Origin of the sequence: Massilia sp. BSC265 (genome assembly GCF_000740675.1) — a bacterium.
In the GTDB taxonomy this organism is placed as follows: Bacteria; Pseudomonadota; Gammaproteobacteria; order Burkholderiales; family Burkholderiaceae_D; genus Telluria.
Genome location: NZ_JPXI01000042.1, coordinates 140,822 through 159,839, shown reverse-complemented (window position 1 = coordinate 159,839; position 19,018 = coordinate 140,822). Strand labels below are relative to the sequence as shown.

Annotated in this window: 14 protein-coding genes; 9 read left to right on the top strand and 5 right to left on the bottom strand. The window is 64.8% G+C overall.

The window, feature by feature from the left end; all coding sequences use genetic code 11:
• Position 1 precedes the first annotated feature (1 nt).
• Together minD and minC are read right to left on the bottom strand one after the other, a co-directional pair.
• The gene (gene minD, locus MA09_RS21740) at positions 2-817 is read right to left on the bottom strand and encodes a septum site-determining protein MinD (RefSeq protein WP_036253072.1); all 816 of its coding nucleotides are present in this window, start codon (positions 815-817) and stop codon (positions 2-4) included.
• A gap of 45 nt (positions 818-862) precedes the next feature.
• Positions 863-1,660: a septum site-determining protein MinC gene (gene minC, locus MA09_RS21735; RefSeq protein ID WP_036253070.1), complete on the bottom strand. Its 798-nt coding sequence runs from the start codon at positions 1,658-1,660 to the stop codon at positions 863-865.
• A gap of 294 nt (positions 1,661-1,954) precedes the next feature.
• Here minC and MA09_RS21730 point away from each other — a divergent pair, with 294 nt between their 5' ends.
• From MA09_RS21730 to MA09_RS21700, 7 genes are all read left to right on the top strand, one after another.
• Positions 1,955-3,133, top strand: coding sequence for an acetyl-CoA C-acetyltransferase (locus tag MA09_RS21730; protein WP_036253069.1), 1,179 nt, complete (start codon positions 1,955-1,957; stop codon positions 3,131-3,133).
• Between the two features lie 82 nt (positions 3,134-3,215).
• On the top strand, positions 3,216-3,956 hold the full coding sequence (locus tag MA09_RS21725) for a beta-ketoacyl-ACP reductase (RefSeq protein WP_036253067.1): 741 nt from the start codon (positions 3,216-3,218) through the stop codon (positions 3,954-3,956).
• A 107-nt stretch (positions 3,957-4,063) separates the two neighbouring features.
• On the top strand, positions 4,064-5,383 hold the full coding sequence (locus tag MA09_RS21720; RefSeq protein WP_051933689.1) for an amino acid deaminase: 1,320 nt from the start codon (positions 4,064-4,066) through the stop codon (positions 5,381-5,383).
• 56 nt (positions 5,384-5,439) lie between these two features.
• Positions 5,440-6,396, top strand: a complete 957-nt coding sequence (gene pip / locus MA09_RS21715) for a prolyl aminopeptidase (protein ID WP_036253065.1) — start codon at positions 5,440-5,442, stop codon at positions 6,394-6,396.
• Positions 6,397-6,467: 71 nt separating this feature from the next.
• A complete protein-coding gene (locus tag MA09_RS21710) occupies positions 6,468-6,935 on the top strand; it encodes a DUF2721 domain-containing protein (RefSeq protein WP_036253063.1) in 468 nt (155 codons plus the stop codon).
• A 7-nt stretch (positions 6,936-6,942) separates the two neighbouring features.
• Positions 6,943-7,395 carry a hypothetical protein gene (locus MA09_RS21705; RefSeq protein ID WP_036253061.1) on the top strand — a complete coding sequence of 151 codons (453 nt, stop codon included), beginning with the start codon at positions 6,943-6,945 and terminating at the stop codon, positions 7,393-7,395.
• Between the two features lie 56 nt (positions 7,396-7,451).
• Positions 7,452-9,488: an NADPH-dependent 2,4-dienoyl-CoA reductase gene (locus MA09_RS21700; protein WP_036253059.1), complete on the top strand. Its 2,037-nt coding sequence runs from the start codon at positions 7,452-7,454 to the stop codon at positions 9,486-9,488.
• 123 nt (positions 9,489-9,611) lie between these two features.
• Here the strand turns inward: MA09_RS21700 and MA09_RS21695 are convergent, their stop codons facing one another.
• A complete protein-coding gene (locus tag MA09_RS21695) occupies positions 9,612-10,733 on the bottom strand; it encodes a beta-ketoacyl-ACP synthase III (protein ID WP_036253057.1) in 1,122 nt (373 codons plus the stop codon).
• 115 nt (positions 10,734-10,848) lie between these two features.
• On the bottom strand, positions 10,849-12,273 hold the full coding sequence (locus MA09_RS21690; protein WP_036253055.1) for a S41 family peptidase: 1,425 nt from the start codon (positions 12,271-12,273) through the stop codon (positions 10,849-10,851).
• A gap of 586 nt (positions 12,274-12,859) precedes the next feature.
• Between MA09_RS21690 and MA09_RS21685 the strand changes: the two genes are divergently transcribed.
• Both MA09_RS21685 and MA09_RS21680 read left to right on the top strand, forming a co-directional pair.
• Positions 12,860-14,941: a M13 family metallopeptidase gene (locus tag MA09_RS21685; protein WP_036253052.1), complete on the top strand. Its 2,082-nt coding sequence runs from the start codon at positions 12,860-12,862 to the stop codon at positions 14,939-14,941.
• Between the two features lie 85 nt (positions 14,942-15,026).
• A complete protein-coding gene (locus MA09_RS21680; protein ID WP_036253050.1) occupies positions 15,027-17,087 on the top strand; it encodes a M13 family metallopeptidase in 2,061 nt (686 codons plus the stop codon).
• 112 nt (positions 17,088-17,199) lie between these two features.
• Here MA09_RS21680 and MA09_RS24325 read toward each other — a convergent pair whose 3' ends face one another.
• Positions 17,200-18,861, bottom strand: coding sequence for a right-handed parallel beta-helix repeat-containing protein (locus MA09_RS24325; protein WP_081897748.1), 1,662 nt, complete (start codon positions 18,859-18,861; stop codon positions 17,200-17,202).
• Positions 18,862-19,018: the final 157 nt, after the last annotated feature.

The following is a 19,018-nucleotide window of genomic DNA, read 5'->3' as shown; positions in this document are numbered from 1 at the left end:
ATCACTTGGCTCCAAAGATGCGCTGGAACAGGCCCGGCTTTTCGTAGTTGGTGAAGCGCAGCGGACGCTCTTCGCCGAGGAAGCGGGCGATCACGTCTTCGTAGGCCTCGGCCACGTCGGTACCCTTGAAATGGATCGCCGGGTTGCCCTGGTTCGAGGCGTGCAGCACCGATTCCGATTCCGGAATGATGCCGATCAGCGGGATGCGCAGGATTTCCTGCACGTCCTGGTAGGACAGCATTTCGTCGGCTTCCACGCGCTTCGGCGAGTAACGGGTGATCAGGAGGTGCTCCTTGACCGGCTCCGAACCGCTCTGGGCGCGGCGCGACTTGGCCTGGATGATGCCGAGAATGCGGTCGGAGTCGCGCACCGAGGACACTTCCGGGTTGGTGACGATGATCGCCTCGTCCGCGAAGGTCAGCGCCATCAGGGCGCCGTGTTCGATGCCGGCCGGCGAGTCGCAGATGATGAACTCGAAGCCCATCTTGACCAGCTCGTTCAGCACGCGCTCGACGCCGTCTTCGCTCAGCGCATCCTTGTCGCGCGTCTGCGAGGCCGGCAGGATGAACAGGTTGTCGGTGTGCTTGTCCTTGATCAGCGCCTGGTTCAGGGTTGCCTCGCCGTTGATCACGTTGATCAGGTCATAGACCACGCGGCGTTCGCAGCCCATGATCAGGTCGAGGTTACGTAGGCCGACGTCGAAGTCGATGACCGCGGTCTTGTGGCCGCGCAGGGCCAGGCCGCTGGAAAAGCTTGCGCTCGAGGTGGTTTTTCCCACACCGCCCTTGCCGGACGTCACAACAATAATTCTTGCCACAAAAAGGTCCTTTACAGTTCTAGCAGGTATCTGCGGTCGAAAGTTTTACGCGCGCGACGCCGGCGCCAGCGAAGAGATCGCAAGCCGGTCGCCGACCAGCTTGATCTGCGCCGGCTGGCGCGTCAGGTCATTCGGGAAACCGTCGTCGAAGGTGCGGTACACGCCTGCGATCGACACCAGTTCCGGCTGCATCGACAGGGCGAAGATGCGTGCTTCCGGGTTGCCGGAGGCGCCCGCCAGTGCCCGGCCGTTCAGGGGCGCGTACACATGGATGCTGCCGTCGGCGATGATTTCCGCGCCATTGTTGACGACCGCGGTAATGATCAGGTCGGTGCCGCGCGCATAGACGCGCTGGCCGGCGCGCACCGGGGTATCGATGATCATGGCCGGCACCGGGGCAGGCGCGGGGGCAGGCTGTACCGGAGCCGGCGCCGGCCCCGGTGCCGGTGCTGGCGCAGGCGTCGGCGCCGCCGGCAGCTCCTTCGCTTCCGGGGCGCGCACGCCGCTCGAGCCGTCGTCCAGCGACAGGCCGTGGGCGCGGATCGCGTCCGCCATTTCCGGAGCGGCGCCGCGCACGGCCACCGCATTGAGCCGGTATTTCTTCAGCAGCGCCACCAGCGCCGGCCAGTCGATGGCCGGGGCCGCGGTGGCGGACCATTCGTGGGCGATGGCGGCGATGTCGATCACCGCGAACTCGTCCTCGAAAAAGTCCGAGACCCCGCCGGTCATCTGGTTCAGTGCCGCGTCGATCGTGGCCGGGTCGGCCGAGTGCAGGATCGTCGAAATGGCGACGACCGTGGAGATCTTGATTTCGATAGGCAGCGAGGATGGGGTCTTCAGCATAAAGCGGTCTGGTTGGCGTTGCGCTCGTGCATTCTACTGTAAAAAAATGACCGAAAGGGCTTTACGTACGCATGATTCCTAGTAGAAATAAGTGTTACATAGTCCGTTCCATGTGTGTTCAAAAATATGTGCGCAAGTTGCTGACAGCCTGTCATCGCGCGGTTGTAATTGGTGAATAAGCTGATAAGATTGATTTCGCTTAAACATGGGCCTTGCGCAAACCGTAAGATGCATGGTTTCACGGCCCTGCCGTCTTAACAATTCCCGGCCAGACCGGGTACTAGGGAGAGCAACATGGAAGATGTCGTCATCGTGGCCGCCGGCCGCACGCCAGTCGGTAAATTCGGCGGCACGCTGGCCAAGATACCTGCCGCCGAGCTCGGCGCGCACGTGATCCGCCAACTGCTGGCCAAGACCGGCATCGATCCTGCCTCGGTCAGCGAGGTGATCATGGGCCAGGTCCTCACCGCCGGCGCCGGCCAGAATCCGGCCCGCCAGGCCGTCATCAAGGGCGGGCTGCCCGATATGGTGCCGGCGCAGACCATCAACATGGTGTGCGGCAGCGGCCTGAAGGCCACCCACCTTGCGGCCCAGGCCATCAAGTGCGGCGACGCCCAAATCGTCATCGCCGGCGGCCAGGAAAACATGAGCGCATCGCCGCACGTGCTGAACGGCTCGCGCGACGGTTTCCGCATGGGTGACGCCAAGCTGGTCGACACCATGATCGTCGACGGCCTGTGGGACGTGTACAACCAGTACCACATGGGCGTCACCGCCGAGAACGTCGCACGCAAGTACGAAGTCTCGCGCGCCGAGCAGGATGAATTCGCGCTGCAGTCGCAGCTCAAGGCCGAAGCCGCCCAGAAGGCCGGCAAGTTCAAGGACGAGATCCTCCCGGTCGAGATCCCGTCGAAGAAAGGCCCGACCATTTTCGACACCGACGAATACCCGAAGCACGGTTCGACCATGGAAGCCCTGTCCGGCTTGCGTCCGGCCTTCAACAAGGAAGGCACTGTCACCGCCGGCAATGCGTCCGGCATCAACGACGGCGCTGCGGCCGTCATCATGATGAGCGCCTCGAAGGCGAAAGAGCTGGGCCTGACCCCGCTGGCGCGCATCAAGGCCTACGCCTCGGCCGGCCTGGATCCGTCGATCATGGGCATGGGCCCGGTCTCGGCGACCCAGCTGTGCCTGCAGAAGGCCGGCTGGACCCACGAAGACATCGACCTCATGGAAATCAACGAAGCCTTCGCCGCCCAGGCCATCGCGGTCAACAAGGAAATGGGCTGGGACACCTCGAAGATCAACGTGAACGGCGGCGCGATCGCCCTGGGTCACCCGATCGGTGCCTCGGGCTGCCGCGTGCTGGTCACCCTGCTGCACGAGATGGTGCGCCGCGACGCCAAGCGCGGGCTGGCCAGCCTGTGCATCGGCGGCGGCATGGGCGTGGCGCTGGCGGTCGAGCGCGACTGAGCAAGGGCTGGTTCCGGGCAGGCGAGCGGCCTGTCCGCGTGGTTTGGTAGTGCAGTGACTGACAACAAAACTGGAGAAGACAATGGCACGAGTAGCATTGGTGACGGGCGGCATGGGCGGTCTGGGCGAAGCGGTGTGCATCAAGCTGGCCGCTTTGGGTTACAAGGTCGTCACTACGTATTCGCCGGGCAACACGAAGGCGGAAAGCTGGCTGAGCCAGATGAAAGAGCAGGGCTATGACTTCAAGGCTTATCCCTGCGACGTGTCCGACTACGATTCGGCCCAGGCCTGCGTGCGCCAGGTCGAGCAGGACGTCGGCCCGGTCGACGTGCTGGTGAACAACGCCGGTATCACGCGCGACATGACCTTCAAGAAGATGGACAAGCCGAACTGGGATGCGGTCATGAAGACCAACCTGGATTCCGTGTTCAACATGACCAAGCCGGTCTGCGACGGCATGGTCGAGCGCGGCTGGGGCCGGATCATCAACATCTCGTCGGTGAACGGCCAGAAGGGCGCCTTCGGCCAGACCAACTATTCGGCGGCCAAGGCCGGCATGCACGGCTTCACCAAGGCCCTGGCCCTGGAAGTGGCGCGCAAGGGCGTGACCGTCAACACCATCTCGCCGGGCTACATCGGCACCAAGATGGTGATGGACATCCCGAGCGAAGTGCTGGAATCGAAGATCATTCCGCAGATTCCGATGGGCCGCCTGGGCAAGCCGGAAGAAGTCGCCGGCCTGGTGGCTTACCTGTCGTCGGAAGAAGCGGCGTTCGTTACCGGCGCCAACATCGCCATCAACGGTGGTCAGCACATGCAGTAATTGCCGACGCATGGCACGAGAAGAGCACCGCTGCGGCGGTGCTTTTTTTTGGCCTGCCAAGCATCGTTACAATAGCCTGCACATCGACCACTCCGATCTGGAACGTTATGCATACCCTTCCCCGCGACGGCCTCGCCCTCTCCACCCTCGACGAACAATTGCTGCTGCCCGGCACCAAGGGCCTGCCATTGACGGAACCCCTGCGCCAGGGCGCGATTGGCATCCAGGGCTGGAACGTCCTGCGCGGCGACACCAGCTTCCCGGTCGCCGTGCTGAAGGCATCGGCCCTCCAGCACAACCTGGCCTGGATGAAGGCGTTCTGCGCGCGCCATGGCGTCACGCTGGTCCCGCACGGCAAGACCACCATGAGTCCGCAGCTCTTCGCGGCCCAGCTGGCCAATGGCGCCTGGGGCATTACGCTGGCCAGCGCTACCCAGGTGCAGGTGGCGCACCGCTTCAACGTGCGCCGCGTGCTGCTGGCCAACCAGCTGGTGGCGCGCGCCGACATCGAGGCCGTGCTGGCGCTGCTGCATGAGGACCCGGATTTCGAATGCTTCGTGCTGGCGGACTCGATCGAGGGTGTGGCGCGCCTCTCGACAGCGGTGACGGCGCGCGGCCTGGCCCGTCCATTGCCGGTGCTGGTCGAACTCGGCCTGGCCGGCAAGCGCGCCGGCTGCCGCAGCCCTGGCGAGGCGCTGGCGGTGGCCCGCGCCATCGCCGCTGCCGACGGCCTGGCCCTGGCGGGCTTCGAAGGCTACGAGGGCCTCCTGGTCAGCGACGACCGTGATGCCGACCTGCGCGCGGTGCGCGCCTTCCTGGCCGAGCTGGTGGATCTGGTGGAAACGGCCGACGGCGAAGGCCTGTTCGGCGGCGCCGAGATCCTGATTTCGGCCGGCGGCTCGTCCTATTTCGACCTGGTGGCGCGCGGTTTCGCGGGCATGGACGGCCTGTCGCGCCCGGTGCGCGCCGTGCTGCGCAGCGGCTGCTATCTCACCAGCGACCACGGTTCCTATAAGCGCCTATTGGCCCAGCTCGACGCACGCGAATCCCATGGCGAGGGACTGCGCCCGGCGCTGGAAATGTGGAGCACCGTGCAGTCGCGCCCCGAACCGGGCCTGGCCATCCTCACGATGGGCAAGCGCGACGCTTCCTACGACGAAGCCTTGCCCACGCCGCTGTTCACCCACCGTCCGGGCAGCGATGCGGCGCTGCCCGCCGAGCTGCCGCCCGGCTGCACCATCTTCAAGATGAACGACCAGCACGCCTACCTGTCGCTGCCGGAAGGGGACATCCGCGATACCCTGCGCGTGGGCGACCTGGTCGGCTGCGGCATCTCGCACCCCTGCACGACCTTCGACAAGTGGCAGGTACTGCTGGCGGTGGACGACGCCTACAACGTTACCGAGGCGCTGAATACCTTCTTCTGAAATAGCGAAACGGTAGGCTACAATCGGCTCTCACCCGCCGAGAGAGTAGAGTCACCATGCCCGCCACACCGCCGTCGCTGTTCCCGCCGATCCAGCCCATCCGCCACGGCATGCTCGCCGTCGACGAGCTGCACACGATCTACTGGGAAGAAGTGGGCAACCCCAACGGCATCCCGGTACTGTTTCTGCACGGCGGGCCGGGTGCCGGCCTGTCGCCGCAGCACCGCCGCTTCTTCGACCCGAACGCCTACCGCGTGATCCTGTTCGACCAGCGCGGCGCCGGCAAATCGACGCCGCTGGGCGAATGGCGCAACAACACCACCCAGCTCCTGATCGACGACATCGAGCGCTTGCGGCAGATGTTCGGCATCAAGCAGTGGCTGGTGTTCGGCGGTTCCTGGGGCTCGACCCTGGCGCTGGCCTACGGCCAGGCCCACCCGGAGCGCTGCCTCGGCTTCGTGCTGCGCGGGATCTTCCTGTGCACGAAGGCCGAAGTCGACTGGTTCATCAACGGCGTCAAGTGGTTCTATCCGGAGCTGTACGAGGAATTCGTGGCGCCGATCCCCTCGGCCGAGCGCGGCGACCTGCTCAAGGCCTATTGCGAGCGCCTGCTGTGCAACGACCCCGCCGTGTACTGGCCGGCCGCGCGGGCCTGGAGCCGCTTCGAGGGCCGCCGCGTGTTCCTGCTGCCGCAGCCGGACGAGCCCTCGTCCGATGCGCTCGACCTCGGTGTCGGCCGCCTCGAGTCGCACTACATGCTGCACGGCGCCTTCCTCGACGAAGACCAGCTGGTGCGTGACATCCAGCGCATCGCCCACCTGCCGGCCACCATCGTGCAGGGCCGCTACGACGTGATCTGCCCGCCGCTGTCGGCCTGGCGCCTGCACCAGGCCTGGCCGGGCGCGAAGCTGCACATGATTCCCGACGGCGGCCATGGCGCGCTCGAGACCGGCATTGCCCGCGCGCTGGTGACTGCAACCGAGCAGTTCAAGCGCCACGGCCGCTTTGATTGAAACTGCCGGAATGCCGGGGGCGCGTGGCGGCTGTTACACTATAAGCAAACCTACAATAATGAAGCGTTCCCATGAATCTCCAGCTTAGCGACATCGGCCACGTCATCCAGCTGGCGATCGCCCCGGTCTTCCTGCTGACTGGCGTGGCGACCAAGCTGACCGTGCTGACCAACCGGCTGGCGCGTATCATCGACCGCACCCGCGTGCTCGAAGACCGTCTTCGCGATGGCCCGGACGCCGAATACTCGGCCGAACTCGGGATCCTGTATGTCCGCTCGCACCTGGTCAACACGGCGATCGGCTCCAGCACCGCCTGCGGCCTGCTGATCTGCCTGGTGATTGCGATGCTGTTCCTCGGCGATACCATGAACATCCCGCTGGACCAGTACATCGCCGGCCTGTTCGTGCTCGCCATGATCGGCCTGATCAGCAGCTTCGTTTACTTCCTGCGCGAAGTCTTGATCGCTTCGCGCTTCATGCGCATGCAGCACCTGCACTCGCTCCGGCAGCCGCGCCAGCGCACCACCTTCACAGATTGAACCGAACATGCACGACTACGAACGTCCCCCGACCCTGCACCGCTACGCGCCGCGCGCCGAACTCGAAGCCGCGCTGCGCGGCCAGTTCCGCCTGGTTCCCAGCGGTTTCTTCCTGACCGTGTCGTTCTCGACCGTCTGGGACAAGCGCCTGTTCGACGTGCTTGGCCCGGCCGACAGCTGCCTGGTGATCCACAACACCGAGCTGTTCGGCGAACGCCTGCACCGCGCGGTGCAGCGTACCTTGCCCGACTGGGCCGGCATCGATGGTCCGGTCGAGTACGGCGCGCGCTCGCGCCTGGGCGCCGCCTTCACCAAGGGCGCCGGCCAGGCGCAGGAAAAGGAATGGCAGTTCGCCTGGCGCTCGATGTCTCCAAGCGCGATCCTGCGGCCGGTCACGGTGAACGTCGGCAGCATCGAAGGCTTTGCCGAGCTGCGCGACCGCGAAAGCCACCTCGTCTGAACGATCAAGGAATCGTTTAGAACCACACCTCCACGAAATCACGGTGTAATGCCGTGATGACGACGCACCCGCTTTATCCTCACCTCCTCGCACCGCTCGACCTCGGTTTCACCACGCTGAAGAACCGCGTGATCATGGGCTCGATGCACACCGGGCTCGAAGACCGCTTCTACAACTACGGCAAGCTGGCCGCGTTCTACCGCGAACGCGCGCGCGGTGGGGCCGGCCTGATCGTTACCGGCGGCATCTCGCCCAATCGCCAGGGCTGGCTGCTGCCCTTCGGCGGCACCCTGAACTTTCTCGGCGACGTGCCCAACCACCGGCGCGTCACCCGCGCCGTGCACGAAGAGGGCGGCAAGATCGTGCTGCAGATCCTGCACGCGGGCCGCTACGGCTACCAGCCCTTCGTCGTTTCCGCATCGAGCGTGAAGTCGCCGATCTCGAAGTTCCGGCCGAAAGCGCTCGCTGCCGCCGGCATCGAGGCCACCATCGCCGCCTACGCGCGCTGCGCGAAGCTGGCGAGGATGGCCGGCTACGACGGCGTGGAGGTGATGGGCAGCGAAGGCTACCTGCTCAACCAGTTCCTGTGTGCGCGCACCAACAAGCGCACGGACGAATGGGGTGGCCCGATCGAGAACCGCATGCGCCTCGCCGTCGAGGTGGTGCGCCGCATCCGCGCAGCAAGCGGCCCCGACTTCATCCTGATGTACCGCCATTCGGTACTCGACCTGGTCGAAGGCGGCAACACCTGGGACGAGGTGGTGGCGGTGGCCAAAGCCCTGGAGGCGGCCGGTGTCACGATCCTGAATACCGGCTACGGCTGGCACGAGGCGCGCGTGCCGACCATCGTTACTTCGGTGCCGCGCGCGGCCTTTGCCGAGGTGGCGGGGCGCCTGCGCAAGGAAGTGCGCATTCCCGTGGTGGCATCGAACCGCATCAACATGCCGAATGACGCCGAAGCGCTGCTGGCGCAGGGCAGCGCCGACCTGGTGTCGATGGCGCGCCCCTTCCTGGCCGACCCCGACTGGGTCGCCAAGGCAGCCGGCGGGCGGGCCGACGAGATCAACACCTGCATCGCCTGCAACCAGGCCTGCCTCGACCACACGTTCTCCAACAAGCGCGCCAGCTGCCTGGTCAATCCGCGCGCCTGCCACGAGACCGAACTGGTGCTGCGCAAGACGAAACAAGCGCGTCGCGTCGCCGTGGTCGGCGCGGGGCCGGCCGGCCTGTCGGCCGCCACAGTGGCGGCCGAGCGCGGGCACCGCGTGACGCTGTTCGATGCGCTGGACCGGATCGGCGGCCAGTTTAACGTCGCCATGCGCGTGCCGGGCAAGGAGGAGTTTGCGGAGACCATCCGCTACTTCGGGCGTAAGCTGGCGCTCACTAACGTGGACGTTCAGCTGGGCCGGCGGGTCGGGCGCGAGGAGTTGCTTGCGCAGGGTTACGACGACATCATCGTCGCCACCGGCATCACCACGCGCAAGCCGGCCATCGAGGGGATCGACCACCCGAAGGTGCTGAGCTACCTCGACGTGCTGCGCGAGGGAAAGCCGGTGGGACGGCGCGTGGCCATCATCGGCGCGGGCGGGATCGGTTTCGACATGGGCGAGTTCCTCGTGCACGATCCCCGCGTGCCGCTGCCGGTGCCGAAGGCGCACTGGATGGGGGAGTGGGGCGTCGATCCGCTATCCGCCACGCCGGGTGGCCTGGCGGCGCCGGTCAAGCCGCATCCGGCGCGCGAAGTCTGGCTTCTGCAGCGCAAGAGCACGCGTCCCGGAGCCGGTTTAGGCAAGACCTCGGGCTGGGTGCACCGCGCGACCCTGGTGCGCAACGGTGTGCAAATGCTGGCGGGAGTGCAGTACGAGCGCATCGACGACGCGGGACTGCACATCAGCGTCGGCGGCGAGCGGCGCGTGCTGGAAGTGGACAACGTGGTGATTTGCGCAGGGCAGGAGAGCCTGGCGGAGCTGATGCCGGCCGAGCCGGTCCAGGGCGGGCCGCGTTTCCACAAGATCGGTGGGGCGGCGCTGGCGGCGGAGCTGGATGCGAAGCGGGCGATTCGGGAAGGCGCCGAACTGGCCGCGAAACTGTAGGGTGGGCGGCTATGCCGCCCACGCGGTCAAATCACGCAGGATCAGCCTGCGTGGCAATCTAAGCGTTAACTATTACCGCGTGGGCGGGGAACCCGCCCACCCCACGAAACCCGGCCAAGGCGATTACTTCTTGCGCACGACCACGCAGCCGATCGAGTAACCGGCGCCGAACGAGCAGATCACCCCATTTGCGCCTGGCGGCAGGTCATCCTGGTACTTGTGGAACGCAATGATCGACCCCGCCGACGAGGTGTTCGCATAGGTGTCGAGGATCACCGGCGCCTCGTTCGGCTCGGCATCGCGGCCCAGCAGGGTGCGGGCAATCAGGAGGTTCATGTTCAGGTTGGCCTGGTGCAGCCAGTAGCGCGACACGTCCTCGATCTCCAGGCCCGCATTCTTGACGGTGTCGGCGATCATCTCGGCGGCCATCGGGCACACTTCCTTGAACACCTTGCGGCCCTGCTGGCGGAACAGCTTGTCCGGTGCGCCGACGCCGGATTCGTCGAAGCGGTTCATGAAGCCGAAGTTGTTGCGGATATTGTTCGAGAACTTGGTCTTCAGCTTGCTGTCCAGGATTTCCCACTGGTGGGTGCTGGTCGCCGTCTCGGCCGCTTCCACGATCACGGCAGTGCAGGCGTCGCCGAAGATGAAGTGGCTGTCGCGGTCGCGGAAGTTCAGGTGGCCGCTGGTGATTTCCGGGTTCAGCATCAGCACGGCGCGGGCGCGACCGCTGCGCACCGCATCCACTGCGGTCTGGATGCCGAAGGTGGCCGAGGAGCAGGCCACGTTCATGTCGAAGCCGAAGCCGTCGATGCCGAGCGCGTCCTGGACCTCGACCGCCATGGCCGGGTAGGGGCGCTGCATGTTGGAGCAGGCCACCAGCACCATGTCGATATCGCAGGGCTGCTTGCCGGCGCGGTCCAGCGCTTCACGGGCCGCAGCCACGCACATCTCGGCCTGCAGCGACACCTGTTCGTCGGCGCGCTCCGGGATGCGGGCGGTCATGTGGGCCGGGTCGAGGATGCCTTCCTTCTCCATCACGTAGCGCGACTTGATGCCCGAGGCTTTTTCGATGAAGGCGCTGCTCGACGGCTCGAGCGCGGTGACTTCGCCGGCGGCGATGGCGGCGGCGTGTTCCTGGTTGTACAGCTCGACGTAGGCGTTATAGGCCGTCACCAGCTCGTCGTTGGAGATGGAATACGGCGGCGTAAACAGGCCGGTGCCGCTGATCACGACAGGTTTCATATTGGGACTTTCAAAGAATATAACGGGAGTTGCCCGAGAGATGCAGGGATTTTACACCCTTGCGCCGGGCGTGGGAATTGTCGGAATTGGCAAGGTGAGAGGGAAAAACCTCCCGTCAGCGCGCGTGCTGGGCCAGCGTCGTGCCGGCACCCGCACGCTTCGACAGCTGCACCTTTTCGCCTTTGAGGTGGCGCAGGGCCTGGGCCAGCTGGAAATCGTCGGCGCTGCCGTAGTCGACCGGCTTGCGCTCGCGCGCCTCGGCCCACAGGCGCATCTGCTCCTCGATGTCTTCCTGGCGCGTGGCGGCTTCTTTCTCGCGGTCGTTCGACAGGTGCCGTTCGAGGTCGGCTTCGCGCATGCGCAGCGCGTTCAGGCCGTCGCCGTCGGGCGTTTCGTCGACCGGGAAATCGGGGATGATGCCGCGCGCCTGGATCGAGCGTCCGGCCGGGGTGTAATAGCGCGCCGTGGTCAGCTTGACGGCGGCGTCGCGGCCGATCGGGCGGATGGTCTGCACCGAGCCCTTGCCGAAGGTCTGGCTGCCCAGGATGGTGGCGCGCTTGTAGTCCTGCAGGGCGCCGGCCACGATCTCGGAAGCCGAGGCCGAGCCGGTGTTCACCAGCACCACCATCGGCAGCTTCTTGAAGGCCGGCGGCAAGCTCGCCAGCGGGTCGGCGCCGCTGCGCAGCATGTAGAACTCGGGGCGGCCGTAGAAACGCTGGCGCGAGTCCGCCAGCTGGCCGTTGGTCGAGACGATTTCGGCATCCTTCGGCAGGAAGGCGGCGGCGACCCCGATCGCGCCCTGCAGCAGGCCGCCCGGGTCGTTGCGCAGGTCGAGCACCAGGCCTTTCATGTCGGGATTGTCGCGGTACAGGGCCTGCAGCTTGGCCGCCATGTCGTCCACGGTAGGCTCCTGGAACTGCGCGATGCGCAGCCAGGCGTAACCCGGCTCCACCATCCTGGCCTTCACGCTCTTCTGGACGATTTCGCTGCGCGCGATGGTGAAGCGCAGCGGCGCCGGGCTGTCCTTGCGCGCGATGGTCAGGGTGACCCGGGTGCCGGGCTCGCCGCGCATGCGCTTGATCGCCTCGTCGATCGGCAGGCCCTGCACCGGCTGGCCGTCGATCTGGGTGATCAGGTCGCCCTCCTTGATGCCGGCGTGCCAGGCAGGGGAATCCTCGATCGGGGCGACGATCTCCACGAAACCGTCCTCGCTCTCTGAAATCTCTATTCCTAAACCCACGAAGCGGCCTTCGGTGCCTTCGCGCAGCTCGCGGTAGGCGCGCGGATCGAGGTAGGCCGAGTGCGGGTCGAGCGAAGCCACCATGCCGGAAATCGCTTGCGACAGCAGGGCCTTGTCCTCGACCGGCTCGACATAGGTGGACTTGATGACGCCATAGACGTCGGCCAGTTGGCGCAGCTCGGCCATGGGCATGCCGGCGTCGACCGGCTTCTGGGCCAGCGCGGAAAACTGCATGGTGACCGCGACCCCGGCGATGGCGCCCAGGCCGACGAGACAGGAATTCTTGAAAGTGGAGCCCATGGTTCACCCAATGTGAGCGCTGCGGCCGTGATTACACATGAGTTAGCGCAAGTTCAGTATAAACCCGAACGAGGCGGGCCGCCGCGAAGCAGGCCAACCATGTGCAGGACAAATCGTTAGAGGAATGTAAAGAGCTGTTACGGAGTGCTCAGCTTGGTAAGCAATTGTAAGAGTCGAAGCGGACGCGGGGGAGGGGACCTATAGTCAATCTCAGTTTTTCTCTCTTTCCACTTTTTGAAGTGGTCTTTGCCCGCGGCCCCCTCCGCGGGCTTTTTTATTCCCGCTTCCTGTGTCGGCATCGGGATTGTACATTCCCAGCAGTAACGCTCTCCGGCGCACGCCATGTTGTTGTGACGTACCAACACATGCATATGCGATATCACCTTGTCTGCATGTATCGAAAAGTAAAAAAGCCCGACGGGCCGTTGCTGCCCCTTGCTCACCCGCTAGAATGCCTGGAGCCTATACCGTCGAGGACGGTGGGCGAGACGGCCAACAGTCGAACACTGGCGGCGCACAAGGATGAGACCGGCCACAAGCCGGCCGTTTTTTAACCCAGTAATTCCTAAGCAATCGAGGACACCCCGTGAAGCGAATCCTTCTGAGCACCCTGACGCTGTCCCTGGCGGCAGCCTTTGCCACCGCGGCCGACAAGCCGGCCGGCGGCGCAGCTGCCGCCACCGCAGCAAACGCCAAGGCGGTCGCCGCGCCGATCTCGGGCATCGACACCCAATACATCGACACCAGCGTGCGCCCGCAGGATGATTTCTTCACCTACCTGAACGGCAAGTGGCTGAAGGAGACCGAGATCCCGAGCGACAAGTCGAGCTGGGGCACCTTCATGAAGCTGCGCGACGATACCAATCCGCAGATCAAGGCCATCATCGAGGCCGCGCAGGCCGACAAGTCGGCCAAGACCGGCTCGGAAACCCAGAAGATCGGCGACCTGTACGCCAGCTACATGGACGAAGCGCGCCGCGAAGCCCTGGGCATCAAGCCCTTGAGCGGCGAGCTGCAGAAGATCCGCACCCTCAAGGACAAGAAGGGCCTGCCGGGCCTGGTCGCGCGCCTGGCGAAGATCGGCGTGTCGAGCCCGTACGGCATCTACGTCAGCCAGGACATGCGTAACTCGACCGAGCATGTCGTGTACATCTCGCAGAGCGGCCTTGGTATGCCGGACCGCGACTACTACCTGAAGCAGGACGACGCCAAGCTGGCCGAAGTCCGTACCAAGTACCTGGCGCACGTCGAGAAGACCCTGGCGCTGGCCGGCGAGAAGGATGCTGCCGCCCAGGCCAAGGCCATCGTCGATTTCGAGACCGAGCTGGCCAAGGTGCAGTGGACCCGCGTCGAGAACCGCGACCCGGTCAAGCGCTACAACAAGATGAGCGTGGCCGAGCTGGGCAAGCTGGCCCCGGGTTACGACTGGAAGGCGGCCCTGGCCGCTTCGGGCGTCGGCAACAAGATCGACACCATCATCGTCAACCAGCCGAGCTACTTCCAGGGCCTGAACGAGGTGCTGGCCAAGACCGACCTGGCCACCCTGAAGTCCTACTTCGAATGGCAGCTGCTGCGCGAGTACTCGCCGTACCTGTCGAAGGCCTTCGTGGACCAGAGCTTCTCGTTCTACGGCACCGCCTTGTCGGGCGTGACCGAGCAGGCGCCGCTGTGGAAGCGCGGCGTGGGCGCGGTCGAGGGCGCGCTGGGCGAAGCGGTCGGCAAGCTGTACGTGAAGGAGCACTTCCCGGCCGAGCGCAAGGCGCGCATGGAAGAGCTGGTGAAGAATCTGATCGTCGCTTATGGCCAGTCGATCGACAAGCTCGAGTGGATGAGCCCGGACACCAAGAAGGAAGCCCGCGCCAAGCTGGCCAAGTTCACGCCGAAGATCGGCTATCCGGACAAGTGGCGCGATTACTCGAAGCTGAGCATCCAGCGTGACGACCTGGTCGGCAACGCGATGCGCACCGCGACCTTCAAGTACAACTACCAGCTGAACAAGCTGGGCAAGCCGGTCGACCGCACCGAATGGGGCATGACGCCGCAGACCGTCAACGCCTACTACCGCAGCACGACCAACGAGATCGTGTTCCCGGCCGCGATCCTGCAGCCGCCGTTCTTCGACATGCGCGCCGACGACGCGGTCAACTACGGCGCCATCGGCGCCGTGATCGGCCACGAGATCGGCCACGGCTTCGACGACAAGGGCAGCCAGTCGGACGGCGACGGCAACCTGCGCAACTGGTGGACCGAGCAGGACAAAGCCGCTTTCAAGGCCCGCACCGACAAGCTGGTCAAGCAGTTCAGCGCCTTCTCTCCGCTGCCGGGCTATAACGTCAACGGCGAGCTGACCCTGGGCGAGAACATCGGCGACAACGCCGGCCTGTCGATTGCCTACAAGGCCTACAAGCTGTCGCTGAACGGCAAGCCGGCCCCGGTGATCGACGGCTTGACCGGCGACCAGCGCTTCTTCATGGGCTTCGGCCAGGTGTGGCGTTCGAAGATGCGCGAAGCGGCGCAGATCAACCAGGTCAAGACCGACCCGCACTCGCCGGGCCAGTTCCGCGCCAACGGCACCGTGATGAACATGCCCGAGTTCTACGAGGCCTTCAACGTCAAGCCGGGCGACAAGATGTACCTGGCGCCGCAGGACCGCGTGATCATCTGGTAAGCGGCAAGGAGTAACACAGGACGGGTCGGCGCAAGCCGGCCCGTTTGTCCTTCACGACAAGTACAAGGATAAACGGAGAGACCGAATGAAACGACATATCCTGAGCGCCGCGGCGCTCGTCCTGGTGGCCTCGATGGCCCAGGCAGAATCCGGAAAAAGCACCACCGCTAGCCGCGCCGCGCCGAAGCTGTCGGCCGGCATCGCGCTCGAATACGTCGAGCCGGCCGTGCGCCCGCAGGACGACTTCTTCCAGCACCTGAACGGCAAATGGCTCAAGACCGTCGAGATCCCGGCCGACAAGTCGAGCTGGGGCGCTTTCTACAAGCTGCACGACGACACCCAGCCGCAGCTGCGCGCCATCATCGAGAAGTCGGCCGCAAGCAAGGGCGCGCCGGCCGGTTCGGAAGTGCAGATGATCGGCGACTTCTTCGCCAGCTACATGGACGAAGCGCGTCTCGAGCAGCTGGGCATTACCCCGCTCAAGGGCGAGCTGGCGAGCATCGCCGCCATCAAGGACAAGGCCGAACTGCCGGCCACCTTCGCGCGCCTGGGCCGTCTCGGCGTGACCGTGCCCTTCGGCTTCTACATTCACCAGGACGCCAAGGATTCCACCAGATACGTGGCCGACCTGTACCAGGGCGGCCTGGGCATGCCGGACCGCGACTACTACCTGAAGCTCGATGACGCCAAGCTGGCCGACACCCGCGCCAAGTACCAGCAGCACGTCGAGAAGATGCTGGCGCTGTCGGGCGACGCCAATGCCGCCGCGAATGCCAAGGCCATCGTCGAGCTCGAGACCGAGCTGGCGCGCGTGCAGTGGACCAAGGTCGAGAACCGCGACCCGATCAAGACCTACAACAAGGTCGAGCTGGCCAAGCTGGCCGAACTCGCGCCCGGCTATGCGTGGGATGCGTGGCTGCGTGAGGCCGGCATCCAGGGCAAGACCGACTACGTCATCGTCAGCCAGCCGAGCTACCTGAAGGGCATGGCCGAGATCGTGAACCGCGTGCCGCTCGAGACCTGGAAGGTCTACCTGCAGCTGCACACCGTGAACGGCTACGCCAGCTACCTCTCCAAAGCCTTCGTGGACCAGCGTTTCGCCTTCCACGGCACCGCCCTGTCGGGCGCACCGAAGCTGGAACCGCGCTGGAAGCGCGGCGTGTCGACCGTCGAGGGCGCGCTGGGAGATGCGGTCGGCAAGCTGTACGTGAAGGAGCACTTCCCGGCCGAGCGCAAGGTACGCATGGAAGCCCTGGTGAAGAACCTCTTGGCAGCCTACCGCCAGTCGATCGACACCCTGGACTGGATGAGCCCGGCGACCAAGAAGGAAGCCCAGGCCAAGCTGGCCAAGTTCAACCCGAAGATCGGCTACCCGAACAAGTGGAAGGATTATTCGTCCCTCACCGTCAAGCGTGACGACCTGGTGGGCAACGTGATGCGTTCGCGCGAAGTCGAATACCAGCGCGAGCTGAACAAGCTGGGCAAGCCGATCGACCGCGACGAATGGATGATGACGCCGCAGACCGTCAACGCCTACTACAACCCGGAACTGAACGAGATCGTGTTCCCGGCCGCGATCCTGCAGCCGCCGTTCTTCGACATGGCCGCCGACGACGCGGTGAACTACGGCGCCATCGGCGCGGTGATCGGCCACGAGATCAGCCATGGCTTCGACGACCAGGGTTCGCAGTACGACGGCGACGGCAACATGCGCAACTGGTGGACCGAGGAAGACGGCAAGCGTTTCGCCGAGAAGACCAAGGTCCTGGTGCAGCAGTACGCATCCTACAGCCCGCTGCCGGGCTACCACGTGAACGGCGAACTGACCCTGGGCGAGAACATCGGCGACAACTCGGGCCTGGCGATCGCCCACAAGGCCTACAAGCTGTCCCTGAAGGGCAAGAAGGCCCCGGTCATCAACGGCCTGTCGGGTGACCAGCGCTTCTACATGGGCTGGGGCCAGGTATGGCGCGCGAAGATGCGCGAGCCGGCCCAGATCAACCAGGTCAAGACCGACCCGCACTCGCCGGCGCAGTTCCGCGCCAACGGCACGCTGAAGAACCAGCCGGGCTTCTACGAAGCCTTCGGTGTGAAGGAAGGCGACAAGATGTACCTGGCGCCGCAGGACCGCGTGATCATCTGGTAAGCGCAGTCCGCCGGTGTGCACCGCAGGCCGGCGCCACCAATGGAAAAAGCCGTTCAGTTCACACTGAACGGCTTTTTTGCGGGCGCGCCGCGCCTGCGGGACAAGGGGCTGCTTAGCGCGTGATGCTGGAGTAGTAGCAGGCCTTCGCGGTGGACTTCTTCGGGTCGCCGAACACCGTGTTGGAGCACGGGGTCGAGCCGGAGATGACCTTGCTGAAGAAGTAGCCGGTCACGCCGTAGCGCACTTCACGGGTGCCGCTGAAGGAGCACACGCCGTTCTCGTTCGCGCAGAAGGTCCAGGTCTCGGTGGCCGGGGCTGGAGCCGTCGGCGCCGGTGCCGGCGCCGACGAGCCGGTCTCGGTGTTGGCGTAGTCGCAGTACTTGGCCGTCGACTTCCTCGGGTCGCCAAACACTGCGTTGGTGCACGGGGTCGAACCGGTAATCGTCTTGTAGTTGTAATAGCCCGGGACGCCGTAGCGGACCTGGCGCGTGCCGGTGAAGGAGCAGGTGCCGCCTTCAGCGGCGCAGCGGGTCCAGCCGTCGGCCGACGGGGCCGGTGCCGGTTCGGTCGGGGTAGGCGACGGAGCCGTCGTTACCACAGCCGCGGCTTCATAGGCGCCGATGTCCAGGATGCCGGCCGGACGGGTCTCGGACCCTGCCACGTGACGGTACTGTGCGACCGGTTTCAGCGACACGCCGGCAGCGCTGGTGCCCGGATCCGAGCCCGCATCGATCACCAGGCCCGCGAGTGTCGGGCGCAGGTCATACGCGGTACGGTTGACGAAAGCCGGCGCCAGGTTGCGGTAGTTGGTCTTGTCGATGGAGCTGGCCTGGGTCGACATGGTGCCGACGCCGCCGAAGATGTTGTTCTGGATGCGGGCCGGGGTGCTGACGCCGCTACCGATCATGATGAAGGTCCCGCGCGAGCTGTCATCGTTCAGGAAGGTATTGTTGATGACGTACAGGTCCTGGGTCGGGTTGCTTGCGCCTTCTTCGCCGAAAGCGAGCAAGGCCGGGTTGTTGCCGCTTGCCGGCTGCTGGATGACGTTGCCGATGACATAGGCGGTACCGGCATTCGGCAGGTTGACCTCGTAGCTCGGCTTGCGCGAACCTTCCTGGCCGGCAGGCGTGCTCGAGAAGCGGTTGTAGGCAATCGTGTTGACGCGGGCACGCGATTTCAGGTTGTGGCCGACATTCGCATCATGCGAGTAGTTGTAGCGGAAGGTCAGGCTGCCCACATTGCCGATATACAGGTTATGGGAATAGCCGTCACCGTAGCCATTGCGCGCAAATTCCGAATTCTCGATCAGGATGTTGCTGGCAGTATTTGCACCGCTGAGGATGCCGTTCTCGTTGTCGTGCAGGAAGGACGAGCGCAGGGTGAAGTTGGTGCCCTCCAGGCGCAGTGCAGCGCCGTTCTTGTCAGGCACCTTGGCGCCATACATCTCGACGTTTTCGATCACGATGTTGCTGCCCTGGACGACCCAGATACCTTTGCCCATGGCATTCTTGCCGGCAGCATCGATCTTCGGGCGGCCGTTCACGCCGCGGATCGTCAGGTTGCTGACGCTGATGCCGCATACGTCGCCGCTGTAGGTGGCATTGCCGGTGATCTCGACGACATCACCGCTCTTGGCTGCGGCGAAAGCCTGGCACGGCGTGGCATAGGTCTTTCCTGCGCCGACGGAGAGAGTAGCGGCCGAGGCGGATGCAGCGGCGGCGGCGCATGCGAGCGCGAGGGCGGTACGGGTGAAGGTAAAGCGGAGTTGACGCATAGTTTCCTCTGATCGTTCAGCTAAGATTTGTGTCTTAAATAAATTTCTTGGCGACACATTTGTTCCAGAGTATATGATGCGGACAGGAAAATGCGTAACCATTTGTAAGAAAAAATCGCGTAGACGCAACACTTCCCTATGAAAATTTATTCCGCAC